General features: G+C 65.4%; 11 protein-coding genes, 2 tRNA genes, 1 pseudogene, 1 CRISPR repeat array and 1 other annotated feature. Of the genes and pseudogenes, 9 read left to right on the top strand and 5 right to left on the bottom strand.

The features are described 5' to 3' along the window. Positions 1-2 precede the first annotated feature (2 nt). Positions 3-1,228, bottom strand: a pseudogene (locus FJQ54_RS00735) (IS3 family transposase). Continuing rightward, positions 834-947 (bottom strand) — a sequence feature (AL1L pseudoknot). Its footprint overlaps the pseudogene before it by 114 nt. 278 nt (positions 1,229-1,506) lie before the next feature. Between FJQ54_RS00735 and cas3 the strand changes: the two are divergent. Further along, a complete protein-coding gene (cas3, locus tag FJQ54_RS00730; RefSeq protein ID WP_181159927.1) occupies positions 1,507-4,041 on the top strand; it encodes a CRISPR-associated helicase Cas3' in 2,535 nt (844 codons plus the stop codon). Between the two features lie 115 nt (positions 4,042-4,156). Here cas3 and FJQ54_RS00725 read toward each other — a convergent pair. After that, positions 4,157-4,233 (bottom strand) — tRNA-Ser (locus tag FJQ54_RS00725). Between the two features lie 146 nt (positions 4,234-4,379). On the opposite strand from FJQ54_RS00725, the gene casA reads away from it, so the two are divergent. The 7 genes from casA to cas2e are packed head-to-tail and all read left to right on the top strand — an operon-like array spanning position 4,380 to position 10,169. Next, on the top strand, positions 4,380-5,852 hold the full coding sequence (gene casA, locus FJQ54_RS00720; protein WP_140926374.1) for a type I-E CRISPR-associated protein Cse1/CasA: 1,473 nt from the start codon (positions 4,380-4,382) through the stop codon (positions 5,850-5,852). Beyond that, positions 5,849-6,391 carry a type I-E CRISPR-associated protein Cse2/CasB gene (casB, locus tag FJQ54_RS00715; RefSeq protein WP_140926372.1) on the top strand — a complete coding sequence of 181 codons (543 nt, stop codon included), beginning with the start codon at positions 5,849-5,851 and terminating at the stop codon, positions 6,389-6,391. The genes casA and casB overlap by 4 nt, the downstream gene beginning before the upstream one ends. Next, entirely contained in the window at positions 6,388-7,446 is a 1,059-nt protein-coding gene (gene cas7e, locus FJQ54_RS00710) for a type I-E CRISPR-associated protein Cas7/Cse4/CasC (RefSeq protein WP_140926369.1), read from the top strand. Before casB ends, cas7e begins: the two co-directional genes overlap by 4 nt. Next, a complete protein-coding gene (gene cas5e / locus FJQ54_RS00705) occupies positions 7,439-8,143 on the top strand; it encodes a type I-E CRISPR-associated protein Cas5/CasD (RefSeq protein ID WP_140926367.1) in 705 nt (234 codons plus the stop codon). The genes cas7e and cas5e overlap by 8 nt, the downstream gene beginning before the upstream one ends. Beyond that, complete coding sequence (gene cas6e, locus FJQ54_RS00700; RefSeq protein ID WP_140926365.1) at positions 8,140-8,928, top strand: type I-E CRISPR-associated protein Cas6/Cse3/CasE; 789 nt, start codon at positions 8,140-8,142, stop codon at positions 8,926-8,928. The genes cas5e and cas6e overlap by 4 nt, the downstream gene beginning before the upstream one ends. Positions 8,929-8,946: 18 nt before the next feature. Continuing rightward, on the top strand, positions 8,947-9,885 hold the full coding sequence (gene cas1e, locus FJQ54_RS00695; RefSeq protein WP_140926363.1) for a type I-E CRISPR-associated endonuclease Cas1e: 939 nt from the start codon (positions 8,947-8,949) through the stop codon (positions 9,883-9,885). Further along, a complete protein-coding gene (gene cas2e, locus FJQ54_RS00690; RefSeq protein ID WP_140926361.1) occupies positions 9,882-10,169 on the top strand; it encodes a type I-E CRISPR-associated endoribonuclease Cas2e in 288 nt (95 codons plus the stop codon). Before cas1e ends, cas2e begins: the two co-directional genes overlap by 4 nt. 70 nt (positions 10,170-10,239) lie before the next feature. Continuing rightward, a CRISPR array of direct repeats spans positions 10,240-13,379; the repeat unit is 29 nt; unit sequence CTGTTCCCCGCACACGCGGGGATGAACCG. Between the two features lie 108 nt (positions 13,380-13,487). Here cas2e and FJQ54_RS00685 read toward each other — a convergent pair. From FJQ54_RS00685 to ppc, 3 genes are all read right to left on the bottom strand, one after another. Further along, entirely contained in the window at positions 13,488-13,880 is a 393-nt protein-coding gene (locus tag FJQ54_RS00685) for an Arm DNA-binding domain-containing protein (protein ID WP_140926359.1), read from the bottom strand. A gap of 218 nt (positions 13,881-14,098) precedes the next feature. Further along, positions 14,099-14,174, bottom strand: a tRNA-Thr gene (locus FJQ54_RS00680). A 67-nt stretch (positions 14,175-14,241) separates the two neighbouring features. Further along, positions 14,242-16,914 (bottom strand): phosphoenolpyruvate carboxylase, encoded by a 2,673-nt coding sequence (gene ppc, locus FJQ54_RS00675; RefSeq protein ID WP_140926357.1) that lies wholly within the window; start codon positions 16,912-16,914, stop codon positions 14,242-14,244. Positions 16,915-17,029: 115 nt separating this feature from the next. Here ppc and FJQ54_RS00670 point away from each other — a divergent pair, with 115 nt between their 5' ends. Further along, entirely contained in the window at positions 17,030-18,553 is a 1,524-nt protein-coding gene (locus tag FJQ54_RS00670) for a YifB family Mg chelatase-like AAA ATPase (RefSeq protein ID WP_140926355.1), read from the top strand. Positions 18,554-18,559 lie beyond the last annotated feature (6 nt).

The raw sequence follows: 18,559 nt of genomic DNA, 5'->3' as shown, positions 1-18,559 counted from the left end.
AATTATGCTACCCCGGGTGTGTCGTCCAGCATGGCGTAGTAGCGCTGCTCGGCTTGGGCGGGTGGGATATTGCTGATGGGTGCGAGCAAGCGCCGGTTGTTGAACCAGTCCACCCATTCGAGCGTGGCGTATTCAACGGCTTCAAAGGATCTCCACGGTCCTCGTCGATGGATGACCTCGGCCTTGTAAAGGCCATTGATCGTCTCAGCCAAGGCGTTGTCGTTGCTGTCGCCAACGCTCCCGACCGACGGCCCGATGCCTGCCTCGGCAAGGCGCTCGGTATATTTGATCGAGACATATTGGCTGCCGCGGTCGCCGTGGTGGATCAGGCCACCACGATGGACAGGGCACCGATCATGGATCGCTTGGGTGCGGGCATCCAGCACTAAGCTGGCATGCGCCGTTCTGCTCACCCGCCAGCCCACGATATAGCGGGCGTAGACGTCGATCACGAAGGCCACGTAGACGAACCCCGCCCAGGTCGCGACGTAAGGGAAGTCCGATACCCACAGCATGTTCGGCGCAGGCGCATGGAACTGGCGGTTGACCTGATCGAGCGGACATGGCGCCGCCTTGTCGCTGATCGTCGTCTTCACTGGCTTGCCCCGGATCACGCCTTGCAGGCCCAGATCCCGCATCAGCCGCTCGACCGTGCAACGGGCAATATCGAAGCCTTCGCGCTGCATCTGCCGCCACACCTTGCGCACGCCATGGACCTTGAAGTTAGCGTCGAACACGCGCCGAACCTCTGGCTTCATCGCTTCGTCGCGCTGGGCACGCGGCGACAAGCGTGATGGATCGCGGCGTTGCGCCACATGCTCATGATAGGTGGATGGGGCGATCGGCAGAACCCGGCAGATCGGCTCGACCCCAGACTCATCCCGATCCTCATCAATGAAGCTGGTCGTCGCTTGAATGGGCGGTCGAACTCCGCCTGGGCAAAAGCGGAAGCCTTGCGCAGGATCTCGTTGGCCTACCGCAGATCGCGGTTCTCGCACTCCAACGCCTTGAGGCGGTCTGCCAACTCGGTGGGAACGCCGGCACGCTTGCCGCTGTTTACCTCGGCCTTCTTCTCCCACTCCAACAGCGTGTGCCCCGAGCAGCCGATCATGGTCGCTATGGATGTGATCGCCGCACAGCGGGATGGATGCTCGCTCTCGTGCTCCAGAACCATGCAGACTGCCCGCTCACGAACCTCAGGGGCAAACTTGTGCGTCGTCCTGCCCATCCTAGACCCTTCCTCTCAGGAGTTAGGGCCTCCGACAATCCCAGGGTGGTTCAATTGGCGGGCGACACGGAGTATATCTCAGGGTTTGCGCGGTTGTGGTAACCACTCTCGTCAATAGGAGCCAAGGGCGTTAGATTCGGCGGCAATGTGCTGGAACTCCATTCAAAATTGCGTGCCGTCAAATCGGCTGTTTATCGGGCCATCGTAATATCTCATCGCATGATGGGGGTGGGCATCATGCCTCCCATGCGCATAATGTCTCTGTCGGTGGCTATTGGATGATTCGCAGCGCTGGACCGAACGGCATATTCCTCTGGCCCGGCAAGAGTGGGCGTGACGGCGGGCCGGAACATCCGGCTGCCTATCATATGCTGGATGTGATGGCCGTCGCCGAAGTTTTGCTGGGCCAGGCGGACTTTTCGTCTGAACAGAAAGCAACATTCGCGCTGTTGGCCGGCGCGCATGATCTGGGCAAGATCAGCCTTAGCTTTCGGTCCATGCTGAGGCATGGCCAGCGACAGCATTTTTCCCATTGGGAGCTCACAGAGGCCTGGCTTTTCCCCGAACTGCCTCGGCTTGCGGATCGGCTGAACGGAAGCTGGCGACCTCTGAAGCATCTGATCTCTGCTGTTGCCGGGCATCATGGGCGGCCTTCCGGGCGAAGCGAGGAGGTCTATCAACGTTACCGGGATCAATGGCCCGACGAGGAGGGGCGACTTGATGCCGTCACCCTGTTCGACGCCTTCCTGACCCTGTTTCCGGACGCCTCGCTGGCCGGTCTGCGAGAGGCTGACGCGAAAAGACGAAGCTGGTGGCTGGCCGGGCTGGTGACTGCGGCGGACTGGGTCGCTTCCAACCCTGACTGGTTTCCACCGCTGGAGCCATCGCTGGATCTGCCCGCCTATCTACACCGCGCGCGCGGTCTTGCCGCCATTGCGGTGCGTGAAGCGGGGCTGCAGCCCGTTCCCGTGAAAGACGGCTGGCTGTTTCCGTTTCCCGCTGAACAGATGCGGGCGATGCAGCGGGAGGCATCGTCCATCGCGTTGCGGGACGGGCCGATGCTAGCCTTTATCGAGGATGAAACCGGGGCGGGAAAGACCGAGGCCGGGCTGATTCTAGCGCAGCGGATGCTGCTGTCGGAAAAGGCGAAGGGGCTCTTCTTCGCGTTGCCGACGATGGCGACGGCGGATGCAATGTTCGCCCGGGCGCGCGGGATGATGGGCAGGCTGTTCGATTGCCCATCCCTGACACTAGCGCATGGGCGCGCCGCCCTTTCGCGCGATTTTCGCGCGCTGGTGGGGCGGGAGAGCGGCGACGAGGATGACGTGACCTGCGCGCCATGGCTGGCGGACAGCCGGCATCGCGCGCTGCTGGGTGATATCGGCATCGGCACCATCGATCAGGCGTTGCTCTCGATCCTGCCGTCGCGCTTTTCCACGCTGCGACACTGGGGACTTTCCTCGAAGATCCTGATCGTGGACGAAGCGCATGAACTGGGCGACCCCTATATGGCGGAACAACTGGCACGACTGCTGGAGATGCACGCCATGGCCGGCGGGTCGGCCATCCTCATGTCGGCAACCCTGCCCATCAACCTTCGGCAGCGCTTTGCTGAGGCATTCGAACGCGGCACCGGCCGGGAAGCCGGCGTAGACCGCGACATGGCCTATCCATCGCTCTCGATCGCTGGCGGAGAGGCGCGGCGATCGTATCCTGCGGTTTCGGGCAAGGGCGATGTGGCGGTTTGTCGGCTGGAGGCGATGGCCGATGCCGTGGACGTGCTGGCCGATGGGGCGGCGAAGGGGGCCGCCTGTGTGTGGGTGCGGAACGCCGTGGACGATGCCATCGCGGCGGTGGAGGCGCTTCGGGAGCGGGGTGTGGAAGCGAAGCTGCTGCATGCCCGCTTTGCCCTGCACGACCGCAAGCGGATCGAGGCCGAGGTGCTGGCGCGCTGGGGGCGGGGTGGGCAGGAACGAGGCGGGGTGTTGGTGGCCACCCAAATCGTCGAGAGTTCTCTGGATCTCGATTTTGATTTAATGGTGAGTGACTTGGCACCCATGGCGGCCCTGATTCAACGGATCGGGCGGCTGTGGCGGCATATGGATTTGCGCCCGGCAACCGGGAGGCCGCTGGCCGGGCCGGTGCTGCATCTTCTCTCCCCCGATCCTGATTTCGCGACAGACGAGCGATGGTTGCAGCGCGTGCTGGATCGTGGTGCCTGGACCTATCCGTTGACGGACCAGTGGCGGACGGCGGACAAACTGGTGCGGCGCGGGCGGATTTCCATACCGGCCGATCTGCGGGCATTGGTGGAAGCGGTGGATGGCAACGATATCGCTGAGGTGCCAGCCGCACTGCAGAAAGCGGAGGAGGAACGCTTCGGGCAGATTTATGCCGAGAGATCGCGGGCCCTTAACAATGTGATCGCGATTGCCGAGGGCTATGCTACAGCAAGGGTGGGCAGTTCGCGCGAATATCCGACACGGCTGGGCGAGGAAACCCGAACCCTGCTGCTGGCGCGGCGGGAGGCAGGCGGGCTCAGGCCGTGGGCTCCGCTGTCCGGGAATGACGAGGTGGCGGAGCGCGAGGCGTGGATGCTGAGCGAAGTGAGTGTGCGTTGCCGCTGGCTGGCGCGGTTCGCGCTGCCGGATCAGGCTGCGGCGGATGTGGTGGTGTTGAAGCAGGGCTGGCCGGAGTGGCGGCGTGAAGATGTGCTGGTTTGTCCGGTGGAGGCCGACGGGCGGATCAGCGACGGCTTGCGCTATGAGGTGGATCGGGGTTTAACGGGTTCATCCCCGCAAACGCGGGGATGAACCGTAGCCCGCTTGAGCGTTGGCAAGCCAATATGTCTGTTCCCCGTTTTGGCGGGGATTTTTTTGATATTGTGGGGTAGTGTTTTGCCTCCTTCGCTATTAGATTTGGAAAGAGTGGCCGGGCCGGCTGGACTCGAACCAGCATCTTGCAGTTTAGTAGACCGATGCTCTATCCAGTTAAGCTACGGCCCGATCACGCGCTTCGGGGGAGTTTGGAGTTTCCCGAAGCGCAACGTAAACATAAGTATCCGGCTTGAGCGTTTCAATATGTTTAGATTGATTTTTTCAAACGACGTTGCTGTCGACAGGGATGGGAATTTGACCTATCCATTATCCACATGAATCTGCTTTGGAATTCTTGGATTCCGGTCCGAACACTGGTCGGTCGAAGGTGTGTTCGGCCTTCTGAGGTGGCGTCCCCTTGGGTAGAGGCGTTGGATTGGCCGCGCGCGGATCTCAATCTCGCGTGCCTCGAATTTCTGATCGGCCTCGTGGCCGCTGCTGACCCCCCCGAAGACGCCGAGGATTGGGAGGTCCGGCGGGAGCCTGATATGGAGCGCCTGTCGGCCCGGCTGGAGGCGCTGGCACCCGCCTTCGATTTGCTGGGCGACGGCCCGCGGTTCCTGCAGGAACTGGGCGGGCTGGAGGGCGAACCCAATCCGCCCGACATGCTGTTCATCGATTCCGCAGGCGCCAACGCGGTAAAGAAGAATGCGGACCTGATGGTGCATGGCGGCCGCTATCCGGCGCTGGACCTGCCGACGGCGGCGATGGCGCTGTATCTGTTGCAATCCCATGCCCCTTCAGGCGGCGCGGGGAACCGCACCTCGTTGCGGGGCGGCGGGCCGATGGTGACGCTGGTTGATCCCGGAACCGGTCGCCTGTGGGATATGATCTGGGCCAATGTGCCCTATCGGCCTCAGGGCGAACCCTACACATTCCCATGGATGCGGCCCGCACGCACATCCGAAAGGGGTGAAGTGCTGCCGCCGGATGCGGGCGATCCGCTGGATGCCTTCTTTGCCATGCCCCGCCGCCTGTGGCTGGTGGCGGAAGGCGACGTGGTCACCGGCGTGATCCAGCGGCCGTGGGGCGGCAATTATCTGGGCTGGGTGCATCCGCTGACGCCCTATTATCGCGTGAAGGAGGGGGCGGAACTGCTGCCCGTGCATCCGCGCCCCGGGCGGTTCAGCTATCGCAACTGGCTGGGGGTGGTGATGGCGAGCACGGAGCAGAACCGGCAATTGCGCCAGCGCGCAAAAGCGGTGGAAACCTATGAGGACCGGCTGCCGCTGGCGGCGCGGCGGGGGGCTTCGCTGCTGGTTGGCGGCTGGGCGATGAACAATATGCAGCCGATGGATTTCACCCTGTCGCGCCAGCCGCTGCTGCCGCTGAACAACCTGGGGCAGGCGCGCGTGCGCGGCATGATCGAGGCTTCCGAGCTGCTGTGGGGGGTGCTGCGATCCACGCTGCGGCTCGTGGTGGGGGAGGAGTCAGCGCTCGACGCACTGCGCGAGGACTGGTTTACGGCAACCGAAGAGACGTTCGACCGTCTCGTGCGGCACGCCGGGGACCGAGCGGTGGGCGCGGACTGGCTGGCGGCGCTGCGGCGCAAGGCATTGTCGATGTTTGACCGCGAGGCGCTTTCCGGGCTGACGGAACGGCCGATCGAGGATGTGCAGCTGATCGTGAAGGCACGTCAGATTCTGCAACAGTCGTTCGCCGGGTTCGGCAAACCCGGCGCGGAGACGTTCCGGCTGCTGGAACTGCCCCTGCCGGAACGCAAGGCGCGCGCGGAGGTGCAGGTATGAGTGACGAGAAGAAGCCCGGCCTCGCGCAGGCGATTGCCGTCTGGTGGCGCATCAATATCGAGGCGGATCATGCCCCCCAGCGGGCGCTGGCCGCGAAGTTGCGCCGCGCTGGCACTGGTGAGGCGCTGGGCCATCGGGAGGTGATCGACCTTTATGATCGCGTGGTGGCAGCCGATGCGTGGTTGGGGCGGCGGTTGCGCCATGACCCCGCGCCGCTTGGTGCGCTGGCACGGGTGCTGGCGCATGTGCGCCAGCATGATCCGAAACATAGTTTGGCCTGGCGGTTGGGCGGAGATGATCCGGCCATGTCACCCGCCCGCTTCGAGCGGCTGATGAGAGCCAGCGATATCGATGAGGTGGCGACCGCGCTGATCCGCGCGTTGCCCATGGCCGGGCATGGCTGCGCCGTTGGCCGACTGGGTCGCGACCTGCTGCGCTGGGGCGAGCAGGGTCCTAACGACTGGTATTTCGATTATTTCCACACCTCTCCCCCTGAAACGCAATCCGAAGATGACCTCCAGACGGAGAAGAAGGCATGACCCGCTTCCTGCAATTTCATGTGCTGACGCCCTACCCGCCCTCCAACCCGAACCGCGACGATCAGGGGCGGCCCAAGATGGCGCATCTGGGCGGCGCGCCGCGCCTTCGGCTGTCCAGTCAGTCGATCAAGCGGGCCATCCGGGTGTCGCCGGAATTTGCCGCCGGGCTTTCAGGCCATCGCGGCGAGCGGACCAAGCGGCTGGGAGACGTGATCCTGTCGCATTTGGAGCAACAGGACACACCGGCGGAAAAAGCCGCAAAGATCGCCGAACAAGTGGCGGCCATCTTCGGCAAACTCGACAAAAAGGCCGACAAGGCACAACTTGCAACGCTGGCCTTCATCTCGCCTGACGAACGGCAACTCGCGCTCGATCTGGCGGATCGCCTGGCGAATGGCGAGGCGATCGATGAGAATGCCCTGAAGAAGTTGGTGCTGCGCCATGCCGATGGCGCCGTCGATATCGCCATGTTCGGCCGCATGCTGGCCGACGCGCCCGATTACAATCGCGAGGCCGCTGTGCAGGTGGGCCATGCCATCACCACGCACAAAGCCATGTCCGAAGAAGACTGGTTCACTGCCGTCGACGATCTGAAAACGCGCGAGGATGATGCGGGCGCCGGGCATATCGGCGAACATGGCTTCGGCTCGGGTGTTTACTACCTCTATGTCTGCGTGAATGTGGACCTGCTGATCGAGAATCTGCAGGGAGACCGGGAACTGGCCGCCCGCGGACTGGAGGCGCTGGCACATGCGCTGGCGACGGCGACACCGAAGGGCAAACAGAACAGCCACGCCCACCACCCGCGCGCGGCCTATCTGCGGGCCGAACTGGGCGCGCAGGCCCCGCGAGACCTGACAGGTGCCTTCTTCAAGGCCGTTGGCGGAGACGATTATCTGGGCAGCTCGATCGAACGGCTGGAAGACATGGCCAAAAAGCTGACCGATGTTTACGGGCCTGCCTGCGACGATTTGCGGATTTTGAACATCCTTGGCAGTAAAACTGTAACTCTGAAGGACATAGCCGCATTCGCCGCCAGCGCCGCCAATGCCTGATTATCTGACTTTCACGCTGACGGCGGGCATGGCGGCGATGGGCGATTTCGCCGGCCATGAACGGCGCGGCACATGGCACTGGCCCGGGCGATCCGCCGTGCTGGGCCTGATGGCGGCGGCCATGGGTATCCGGCGAACCGACATTGCCGGACTAAAGCGGCTGGAGGGGCTGCGGCTGGCCGTTGCCGTTTATGAAAGCGGCGTGCCGCTGCGCGATTTCCACACTGTGCAAACCGTGCCCACCGCGAAAATGAAACAACCTCAGACCCGTGCCGAGGCGCTCTCCATCCCGCGTGAGGATCTGAACACCGTGCTCACGCTCAGGGATTATCGGGTTGGGGTTGCCTATGCCGTGGCGCTGTGGCGCGGCGATGCGACCGCGCCCGGCCTGCAGGAACTGGCCGATGCGCTTCGAACGCCTGCCTTCACCCTGTATCTGGGCCGGAAAAGCTGCCCGCTGTCGGCCCCGCCCGGCCCCGCCATCCTCTCGGCAACGGGTGCGGCGCAGGCGCTGGCCAGCCACCCCTTGCCGCCCTTCTGGGGGCAGCGGCCAACCATCCGCTTCATCGCCTCGGACGAGCGGCTTGCCGAGGAAGACCATGAGGAACAGCGGCAGGATCAGGCCACAGACCGGGCCGCATGGCATTTCACCGGTCGCCGCCTGTTCATCCACCACCCACTCGCGGAGGACGCATGACCGCCTGGCTAAGCCGCGTGCAGCTTGCGCGCAATCCCGCGACAAAGGCGCTGGCCGCGCTGATCAACCCGGTGGAAGGCCCTTATCGCCAGCATCTGCACCGGCCCGACAAGGGGCGGATCATGGATGCCCACCACCGCCTGATCTGGTCTCTGTTTGCGGATCGGCCTGCGCGCGATCATCTCTGGCGGGCCGAGGGCAGGGGCCGCTTCCTGATCCTGTCGGCAACCCCGCCGGCCGCCGATGGCGCGGGCCTGTTCGACCCGCCGGACGTGCGGGCCTTCACGCCCGACCTGCGCGCCGGAGACCGGCTTTCCTTCCTGCTGCGCGCCAACGCCACCCAGACACGGAAAACCGGGGCGACACGGGCGGATGGCAAGCCGAAAACCCGGCACATCGATGTGGTGATGGACCGTCTCTATCCGCTGACCCGGGAACGGGACCTGCTGCCCGAACAGCCAAGCGAGCGAGCGGCCTTGCGCATGGCGCTCGCGCAGGAGGCGGCGCAGGCATGGCTGGCAGGGCAGGGAGCGCGCCATGGTTTCCGTCTGGACACGCGCGATGGGCCGGACGGGCCGGTGCCGGACGCGCATGTGGCGGACTATTCCGTGACGCCAGTTCCCGGCCATGTGGGAAAGCGTGAGGGGCAGCCGCAGTTCGGCGTGATGGAGCTTTCCGGCCATCTGCTGGTGGAAGACGCTGATGCGCTGCTCAAACGCATCCTGCAGGGGTTTGGCCGGGCCAAATCCTTCGGCTGCGGCCTGATGCTGATCCGCCGGGCCTGATCGGATGGGCTGCCCCCGATGACAGTGCCCGGGCTTCCCCCGGCTCGCCCCATTCCGCTGAAAGACAGGGCCTCGCTCGTCTTTGTCGAACGTGCACAGCTTGATGTGCAGGATGGCGCGTTCGTTGCCGTAAACGCGGACGGCACGCGCACTCACATCCCGGTGGGCGGTCTGGCGGGCATCATGCTGGAGCCGGGCGCGCGCATTTCCCATGCGGCGGTGGCGCTTGCGGCCCGTTCCGGCACATTGATCACATGGGTGGGGGAGGCAGGTGTCCGCCTCTATTCCGCCGGCCAGCCCGGTGGCGCCCGCGCAGACCGCTTGCTGTGGCAGGCATCCATCGCGCTGGATCCGGCGGCAAGGCTGCGGGTGGTGCGGAAGATGTATGCGCTGCGCTTCGGCGAGCCTGCGCCAGAGCGGCGGTCCATCGAACAATTGCGCGGCATCGAAGGCGCGCGCGTGCGCAGAAGCTACGAATTGCTGGCGCAGGCGCATGGCGTGCGCTGGACCCGGCGCAGCTATGACGTGAAGGACTGGGAGGCAGGCGACGTGCCCAACCGCTGCCTTTCCGCCGCGACGGCCTGCCTACATGGCTTGTGCGAGGCGGCCGTGCTGGCGGCGGGATATGCGCCCGCGATCGGGATGTTGCATTCCGGCAAGCCGTTATCGTTCGTGTATGACATTGCCGATCTGTGGAAGCTGGATACCGTGGTGCCGGAGGCGTTTCGCGTGGCGGGGCAACATGCGCGGGGCAAGCTGGAGATGTCCCCTGATCGGGCAGTCAGGCTGGCCTGCCGGGATTCCTTTCGGCGCACCGGCCTGTTGGCCAAGATCATTCCCGCCATCGAAGATGTTTTGGCCGCGGGAGAACTGGCCCGGCCGGAGCCGCCGGAGGATGCATGGGGGCCGGCATTCGACGATGCGCCTGCTTCGGGTGACGAAGGGCATCGGGGATGATGGTGGTTGTGCTGAACAATGCGCCGCCCCGGCTTCGGGGCAGGCTGGCCGCATGGCTGCTGGAGGTGCGGGCCGGCGTGTATGTGGGTGATTATTCGGCCCGGACCCGGCAGCGGATATGGGAACAGGTGGAGGCCTACATCGAAGCGGGCGATGCAGTCATGGTGTGGAAAGCGCCCACCGATCAGGGCTTCGATTTCCTGACGATCGGCCGAAATCGCCGCGCACCGGTGGATTTCGATGGGCTGAAACTGGTTTCTTTCTTTCCAGAAAAGCCCGGGTGAACCGGCTTGTTAATCCGGTAGGCTATTTGACATCGTGAATATTCTGTAATTACAGTCATTTCCGGAAAGACTGTTCCCCGCACACGCGGGGATGAACCGGCGCAGAATGTGATCCGGCGCGGGCGCCTGGCCTGTTCCCCGCACACGCGGGGATGAACCGAGATTGCGCCCCGGCTGAAGGATTTGCAGGCGCTGTTCCCCGCACACGCGGGGATGAACCGTATGCCTCGCCCACGACAGGCGGGCGTTCATCCTGTTCCCCGCACACGCGGGGATGAACCGCTATATGCTGCCATCGCCATCGGTGCTCTGTTCTGTTCCCCGCACACGCGGGGATGAACCGTGAGCGACTATCAGCAAAACGTCGGCAAGTGGCTGTTCCCCGCACACGCGGGGATGAACCGAGAAAAGCGCCGTCTGGTTGCTACTGGCGTGGCTGTTCCCCGCACACGCGGGGATGAACCGGCCGTCCACCCGCGCGTCCTCCTCCGTCGTGACTGTTCCCCGCACACGCGGGGATGAACCGGTCTGGCCGCCCTTCCATCCGCGCCGAAAGCTCTGTTCCCCGCACACGCGGGGATGAACCGGCCCCCACGATTCCACCCACGATATACACCTTCTGTTCCCCGCACACGCGGGGATGAACCGTGGCGTCCCGGCCCGACCGAGCTGCTGGCCTACTGTTCCCCGCACACGCGGGGATGAACCGGTGGGTGCGGCCACGCATCCGAACGGTGCGCGCTGTTCCCCGCACACGCGGGGATGAACCGCTCATGCTTCGCCGACCGGAACTTCTCGGAAACTGTTCCCCGCACACGCGGGGATGAACCGCAGTTGATGCGCATGTTCGCCTATGCTGTCCGCTGTTCCCCGCACACGCGGGGATGAACCGGACCGTGGCATCCGAGTCCTGAACATGTCCCCCTGTTCCCCGCACACGCGGGGATGAACCGGAACTGATCGACGTTGGCGGGGCCACGTTCGACTGTTCCCCGCACACGCGGGGATGAACCGCTATTGCAGCCTGTCAGGCCTTCGTTGCCGGTCTGTTCCCCGCACACGCGGGGATGAACCGGTCACGCATCGCAGGCTCAAAAACCCCACAACCTGTTCCCCGCACACGCGGGGATGAACCGAACTCGCACGCTACCGGGCGCAGCCGCGTCAGCTGTTCCCCGCACACGCGGGGATGAACCGAACTGGATCACGTTCCGCCGGGCTTCGTCCTTCTGTTCCCCGCACACGCGGGGATGAACCGGCTGCGAGCGGAAAATCGGCAACTCAAGGCGCCTGTTCCCCGCACACGCGGGGATGAACCGCTGCAATGGGACCATCAGCCGTGCTAGGGTTGCTGTTCCCCGCACACGCGGGGATGAACCGGCGCTGACAGATGCTGAGAGCCGCCTTGACACCTGTTCCCCGCACACGCGGGGATGAACCGCGGACAAGAGCGGCCTCCCTTGTGGTGTCGGACTGTTCCCCGCACACGCGGGGATGAACCGGCGAACGTGCCAACGCCCTCGATCCGCAGGACCTGTTCCCCGCACACGCGGGGATGAACCGCGCGAGACGACTGCCTGATCCAGAGTTTCGCCCTGTTCCCCGCACACGCGGGGATGAACCGTTCTCGGGCGAATAGAGGCGATCCTGTCGATCCTGTTCCCCGCACACGCGGGGATGAACCGTCCTCCTTGTTCTGGCGGCAGGCTTCGTCGGCCTGTTCCCCGCACACGCGGGGATGAACCGGCCGGTCTGTTGCTGGTTGCCCAGCACATTCACTGTTCCCCGCACACGCGGGGATGAACCGTCCAGACGCGTCGGCACGCCGTCGCGATCACCCTGTTCCCCGCACACGCGGGGATGAACCGCCGATCAGGCCGCCTTTGACGCAACAAAGAGCCTGTTCCCCGCACACGCGGGGATGAACCGTCCAATGCTGAACTCAAGGCTCAGGTGGAAACCTGTTCCCCGCACACGCGGGGATGAACCGGCGACCTATGAGCAGCGGCATCTGCGGGGCAACTGTTCCCCGCACACGCGGGGATGAACCTGAACGCCACGAAGCGCTTTCGCCGGTTCGCGCCTGTTCCCCGCACACGCGGGGATGAACCGGTTTACACGGAAAAAGCCCGCGAAGTTGTGTTCTGTTCCCCGCACACGCGGGGATGAACCGCTCGCGCGACGGGTAACTATGCCGCCGTGGCTCTGTTCCCCGCACACGCGGGGATGAACCGGGCTATCCGTTCAAGCGCGCTATCCCGGTGGACTGTTCCCCGCACACGCGGGGATGAACCGGTCGAATGGCATGCGCTGAGCGATCAAGCCGCCTGTTCCCCGCACACGCGGGGATGAACCGCTCAGCGTCAGCGATGATGTCAACATCACCGGCTGTTCCCCGCACACGCGGGGATGAACCGTCGGGGCCTTGCCCACTCCACGCCAGTAAAGGCTGTTCCCCGCACACGCGGGGATGAACCGGCATCCTTCAGCATGCTGCCGGATTCTTCGAACTGTTCCCCGCACACGCGGGGATGAACCGGCCGGAACCTTCAGCGGCTCCAGACTGCAATTCTGTTCCCCGCACACGCGGGGATGAACCGGACGGCTCCAATCATAACAATTGCGGCACTGGCTGTTCCCCGCACACGCGGGGATGAACCGCAGGCGATAGCAGCCGGTGGCATCAACGCCCGCTGTTCCCCGCACACGCGGGGATGAACCGATCAAGGCCGCCCTCGCGCTGCTGTGGTGGGGCTGTTCCCCGCACACGCGGGGATGAACCGCGGCTGACAACAAAGATGCCCTCGCGCATGTCCTGTTCCCCGCACACGCGGGGATGAACCTGGTGCGGGCCGTGCCGTTTACGGTGACAGTGACTGTTCCCCGCACACGCGGGGATGAACCCTGCCGACGATCTATCGAAAACCATGCACTGGCCTGTTCCCCGCACACGCGGGGATGAACCGCGGTTCGCAAAATGCTGCCGCCGCAGATCCGTCTGTTCCCCGCACACGCGGGGATGAACCGGTTGTGGATGCCGTCCACAACATGCGAAACGTCTGTTCCCTGCACACGCGGGGATGAACCGTGCGGGTAAACATAGGTATCGACGTAATAATACTGTTCCCCGCACACGCGGGGATGAACCATGCTGGTGGTCGTAGCTGGCATAGTAGCGGGACTGTTCCCCGCACACGCGGGGATGAACCGCCGCCAATGTAACGCAGGCGAAAGCCGGGGCGCTGTTCCCCGCACGCGCGGGGGGATGCCAACCGTACAGATCCTGCCGGGTCACAACCGGACCGAAAATGCCGCTTGCTATCTCGGCGTCGATGCGTTGATCTTGGCAGGAGCCCACGGCCTGTAACCATCCGCCCTGCGTCGCTCACAATATTCGGCGGCAACCAGCTCGAACGTGTTAGTCGCGAGCAGCTGCGCTTCCTGAATTGCCTTCTGTTTTTCCCGTACCGGGTCTTTGTGTGCTGCCAGCTGCTCCTTGGCCGCCCCGCTCCTTTTTCGGGCTTCCCGAAGGCTGATATCCGGGTAATTACCGATGCTTAGCTTTCCCTCGCGGCCAAGCCTCCGGTATTTTTGTCGCCAGTATTTGGAGCCGTTTGGCTGCACCAGCAGATACAGGCCCCCGCTATCGGTCATTTTATACGGCTTTTCACGCCCTTTTGCGGCCCGAATTGCGATTTCCGTGAGTGCCATAAGAAATTGAACTCCCACATAAAAACCTCGATTTGGGGGCCACGGAATCGGGAGGCAAAAAGTGGCCCCCAATTTGGCCCCCAAAAGGCCCCAAAAGTGGCCCCCAAATGACGTTGGCTGCAGCTGGACGTCAGCGAACTTCACGGGCCGATATGTGAGAAAATACGCCTGTTTTCCGTGGGTTGCAATGACACAGGTGGACGTGGGCGGACGTAAAATGGTGCCGGCTGCAGGAATCGAACCCGCGACCCCCTGATTACAAATCAGGTGCTCTACCAACTGAGCTAAGCCGGCGTGTGGGCGGGCCTCTAACGCATCCCGCCAGAAGGGGCAATCGGCCGCCCGCCACCGCAGGCGCAAACTATCCGCTGTTGCGCAGCGCGGTGGCGATTGCGTTCAGGCTCAGTTGCAGGCCCTCGGCGATGCGCGGGTCATCCTCGCCTGCGCGGTGGCGCTTCAGCAGTTCCACCTGCAGCAGATTCAGCGGCTCGATGTAGGGCAGCCGCAGCCGGATCGAGGTGTCCAGTGCGGGGTTCTTTTCCAGCAGGCGGGATTGGCCCGTGGCGGCCAGCAGCCCGTCCACCGTGCGGTGCCAGCCGGATTCGATGCGGCCGAACAGCGGCTTGCCTGCCTCGCCCGCCAGTTCGGCGTAGCGCGCGGCGATCCCCATGTCGGATTTCGCCAGCACCATTTCCATGTTCGCCAGCATCGCCTGAAAGAAGGGCCATTCCGCTGCCATCGCCGCCAGCAGCCCCTTATCCGGGAAAGCCTCCAGCGCGTCGCCCACGCCATACCAGCCCGGCAGCATCACCCGCGCCTGCGCCCAGCTGAACACCCACGGGATCGCGCGCAAATCCTCGATCGCGTCTGATGCGGTGCGGCTGGGCGGGCGGGAGCCGATCTTCAGCGTGGCGATCTCCGAAATCGGCGTCATCGCCCGGAAGAAGGCGCGGAAGCCCGGCTCGTCATACACCAGCCCACGATAGCTGGCGAAGGCGTCGGCCGAGAGCTTGTCCATCGCCGCGCGGAAGCGGCTGATCTCGCCCTCGGGCAGCGCCGTCGGGTCCAGCGTCGCCAGCAGGGTGGCGGCGGCCATGGTATCCAGCGTGCGGCGGGCGGCTTCCGGCGTGCCATATTTCGCAGCGATGATCTCGCCCTGTTCGGTAATGCGGATGCGCCCCGCCACCGTGCCGGGCGGCTGCGCGCGGATCGCCGCGAAGCTGGAGCCGCCTCCCCGCCCCACCGATCCGCCACGCCCGTGGAACAGCTGGATCGGCACATCGGCCGCCGCGAACACCTCCGCCAGCGCGGCGGAGGATCGGTGCAACTGCCATGTGGAGGTGAGGTAGCCGCCATCCTTGTTGCTGTCGGAATAGCCGATCATCACTTCCTGACAGCCGCGCGCGCGCGCGGCGTCCGCCACGCCGGGGATGGCGAGATAGGCCGTCATGATTTCCGGCGCGGCTTCCAAGTCGGCGATGGTTTCGAACAGCGGCACCACCATCAGCCCCGCGGCGGGCGCGTCTCCGGGCGTCAGCAGCCCGGCCTCGCGCATCATCAGCATCGGCTCCAGCAGGTCAGACACGCTGGTGGTTTTGGAAACGATCGCCGTGGTGATCGCCGCTTCGCCATGGCGCGCGCGGGCGGCGGCCGCCGCGCGGAAGATCGCCAGTTCGCCCAGCGTCCGTTCGGAGGCCGGGGCCAGCGGCGTCGTCAGCAGCCGGGGGCTTTTCAGCTCGCCCAGCAGCAGCGCGACCTTCGCATCCTCGCCCAGCGCGGTGTAATCCGCCTCCACGCCTGCCAGCGCCAGCAGTTCTGCCGCGCAGGCTTCGTGCACGTCGCTGTTCTGCCGCAAATCCAGCGTCGCCAGATGGAAACCGAACTGGCTGACGGCGATGCGCAGCGCATCCAGCGCGCCGCCGCCCACGCCCGCCTGATCCGCCCCTTCGGCAATCGCGTTCAGGTCGGCCAGCAGTTCACCCGGCGTGGCATAGGGCACGCCCGCCACCCGCGCGGGCCGCACCGGCACCTGCCCTGTCAGCGCCACCGATGTCGCCGCCAGCCGCGCATAGATGCCCGTCAGCGCCCGGCGATACGGCTCGTCGGCGCGGGCGGAGCTGTTGTCCCCGCTTGCCTCCGCCAGCGCCAGCACGGCGGCGGGCACCGCCGTCTGTTCAGACGAGATCGACAATTCCGCCCCCAGCGAATGCACCTGATCCAGATAATATTGCAGCAGCGCCGCGCCGTTCGCCTGCATCGCCAGATCCAGCGTTTCGGCGTTCACATTGGGGTTGCCGTCCCGGTCTCCACCGATCCAGCTGCCCACCGTCAGGAAGGGCGGCGGCACCTTGCCCAGCGCCTCGGCCCAGCCCTGCGCCAGCGTGGGCAGAACGGGCAGGAAATCATCGCGCAGCCATGCCAGCGCCGTATCGATCTCGTCCGCCACGCGGATGCGTTCGCGGCGCAGCGGCCGGGTTTCCCACAGCAGTGTCACCTGCCGCCGGATCGCCGCCTCGATGCTTTCGCCGGGGCTGGCCTGTTTCGCCCCCGCGTCGGCCAGCGCCATCAGCTCGGCGATGCGGTTCTTATGGTCAATCATGCTCTTGCGGCGAACCTCGGTGGGGTGCGCCGTCAGCACCGGCACCACCTTCGCCCGCGCCAGCGCCGCCAGAATCGCCGCCTTGCCCACGCCCTTGTCGCCCAGTTGCTGCACGGCATCCGCCAGCGTCATCCCGGCCTCCGGCGCGGCCCCTGCAAGCCCAGACATCTGCCGATCCTCCGCGAGGTTCGCCAGCATCGAAAACAGCATGAAGCCGCGCGTGAAGGAAAGCGTATCATCCAGAGACAGCGCCCCCAGTTCGGCCGCCACCGCCTCCACATGCGCCGATCCGCGATGCCGCTGCACCGATGCGGTGCGGATCGCTTCCGTGCGGCGGAACAGCTCGTCGCCGCCGCGCGTTCGGATCACGTCGCCCAATATCCGCCCCAGCACGCGGATATCGGGGTTCTGGATGATCGGCGGCAGGCTGGCCATGGCGCGCTCCCTCTTTTTCGCAGGCGCAGCATAACCCAGCCCCCCTTCCCCGCAAGGGGTGCGGCGGCTAGGAATTCGAATGTGGGTCGGATCCACGAACGGGGATTGCCCATCTATGGTCGCGCGCATGGCGACGGTCGCCTATGTCGGGCTGGAAGCCCGGCCTGTTGACGTTCAGGTTCAGCTGACCTCCGGCATGGTCAGTTTCGTGGTGGTCGGCCTGCCGGACAAGGCCGTGAAGGAAAGCCGGGATCGCGTGACGGCGGCCTTTGCGGCGCTGGGCCTCGCCATGCCCGCGAAGAAGATCACCGTGAATCTGGCCCCGGCCGATCTGGAAAAGGCCGGTTCGCATTATGATCTGCCCATCGCGCTGGGGCTGCTCGCGGCGATGGGGGTGGTGGATGCCGAATCGCTCGCGCATTTCGTGGCGGTGGGCGAACTGTCTCTGGATGGGCGCATTTCCCCCTCGCCCGGCGTGCTGCTGGCGGCGATGCACGCGGCCGGACGCGGGCTGGGTCTGATCTGCCCGGCCGCGCAAGGGCCGGAAGCGGCCTGGCTGGCGGGCACGGCAGACGGCATGGAGGTGGTGGCCGCGCCCGATCTGCACGCGCTGGTCGCGCATCTGAAAGGCAATGAGCCGCTGCCCCCGCCCGATCCGGCGAAGCTGGAGGCGCGCGCCTTTTCCGGCCCCGATCTGGGCGATGTGAAGGGGCAGGAAACCCCCAAGCGGACGCTGGAAATCGCCGCGGCCGGGGGCCACGCGCTATTGATGTGCGGCCCGCCCGGCGCGGGGAAATCCATGATGGCCGCCGCCCTGCCCGGCATCTTGCCCGATCTCACCACGGCGGAAGCGCTGGAAGTGGCGATGATCGCCTCGCTCGCGGGATCGCTGGAGGGCGGGCGCATCGCCCGCGCCCGGCCGTTTCGTGCGCCACATCATTCAGCCTCCATGCCCGCGCTGGTGGGCGGCGGCGTGAAGGCCCGGCCCGGCGAAGTCAGCCTTGCGCATCTGGGCGTGCTGTTTCTGGATGAACTACCCGAATTCCAGCGCGGCGCGCTGGATGCCCTGCGCCAGCCGCTGGAACGCGGCGAGGTGGAGGTGGCGCGCGCGGCCCTGCACGTCACCTACCCGGCCCGCGTGCAGCTGATCGCCGCGATGAACCCCTGCCGCTGCGGCCATCTGGCAGACGCCGCGCTCGCCTGTTCCCGCGCGCCGCGCTGCGCGGGGGATTATCAATCCCGAATCTCCGGCCCGCTGATCGACCGCATCGACCTGTTCGTGGACATCGAAGCCGTGAAAGCCTCAGACCTCGCCCTGCCCCCGCCCGCCGAACGCAGCGCCGACGTCGCCGCCCGCGTCAGCGCCGCCCGCGCCCTGCAAAGCGCGCGCTACGCCGGCACCCCCGCGCGCACCAACGCCGAAGCCGAAGGCAAGCAGCTGGAAACGCCGGACCTTCTATCTGAAGACGCCCGCCAGCTGCTCACCCGCGCCGCCGAAAGCATGAAACTCTCCGCCCGCGCATGGACCCGCGTGCTGCGAGTCGCCCGCACCATCGCCGACCTCGCCGGAGACGCGCAGACCGGCCGCGCGCATGTGGCAGAGGCTTTGAGTTATCGCCGCCGCGCCCCGCAAAGCTGACGCTGG

The sequence above is a fragment of the Sandaracinobacter neustonicus genome (assembly GCF_006385875.1).
Classification (GTDB): domain Bacteria; phylum Pseudomonadota; class Alphaproteobacteria; order Sphingomonadales; family Sphingomonadaceae; genus Sandaracinobacteroides; species Sandaracinobacteroides neustonicus.
Note: the sequence above shows the minus strand (reverse complement) of the source record. Positions and strands in the feature narration are given on the sequence as shown.

What these genes read in the sequence shown, in the direction of transcription:
- cas3 (WP_181159927.1), top strand. Translation starts at nt 1,507, where the DNA reads ATGATTCGCAGCGCTGGACCGAACGGCATATTCCTCTGGCCCGGCAAG.
- casA (WP_140926374.1), top strand. Translation starts at nt 4,380, where the DNA reads ATGAATCTGCTTTGGAATTCTTGGATTCCGGTCCGAACACTGGTCGGT.
- casB (WP_140926372.1), top strand. Translation starts at nt 5,849, where the DNA reads ATGAGTGACGAGAAGAAGCCCGGCCTCGCGCAGGCGATTGCCGTCTGG.
- cas7e (WP_140926369.1), top strand. Translation starts at nt 6,388, where the DNA reads ATGACCCGCTTCCTGCAATTTCATGTGCTGACGCCCTACCCGCCCTCC.
- cas5e (WP_140926367.1), top strand. Translation starts at nt 7,439, where the DNA reads ATGCCTGATTATCTGACTTTCACGCTGACGGCGGGCATGGCGGCGATG.
- cas6e (WP_140926365.1), top strand. Translation starts at nt 8,140, where the DNA reads ATGACCGCCTGGCTAAGCCGCGTGCAGCTTGCGCGCAATCCCGCGACA.
- cas1e (WP_140926363.1), top strand. Translation starts at nt 8,947, where the DNA reads ATGACAGTGCCCGGGCTTCCCCCGGCTCGCCCCATTCCGCTGAAAGAC.
- cas2e (WP_140926361.1), top strand. Translation starts at nt 9,882, where the DNA reads ATGATGGTGGTTGTGCTGAACAATGCGCCGCCCCGGCTTCGGGGCAGG.
- FJQ54_RS00685 (WP_140926359.1), bottom strand. Translation starts at nt 13,880, where the DNA reads ATGGCACTCACGGAAATCGCAATTCGGGCCGCAAAAGGGCGTGAAAAG.
- ppc (WP_140926357.1), bottom strand. Translation starts at nt 16,914, where the DNA reads ATGGCCAGCCTGCCGCCGATCATCCAGAACCCCGATATCCGCGTGCTG.
- FJQ54_RS00670 (WP_140926355.1), top strand. Translation starts at nt 17,030, where the DNA reads ATGGTCGCGCGCATGGCGACGGTCGCCTATGTCGGGCTGGAAGCCCGG.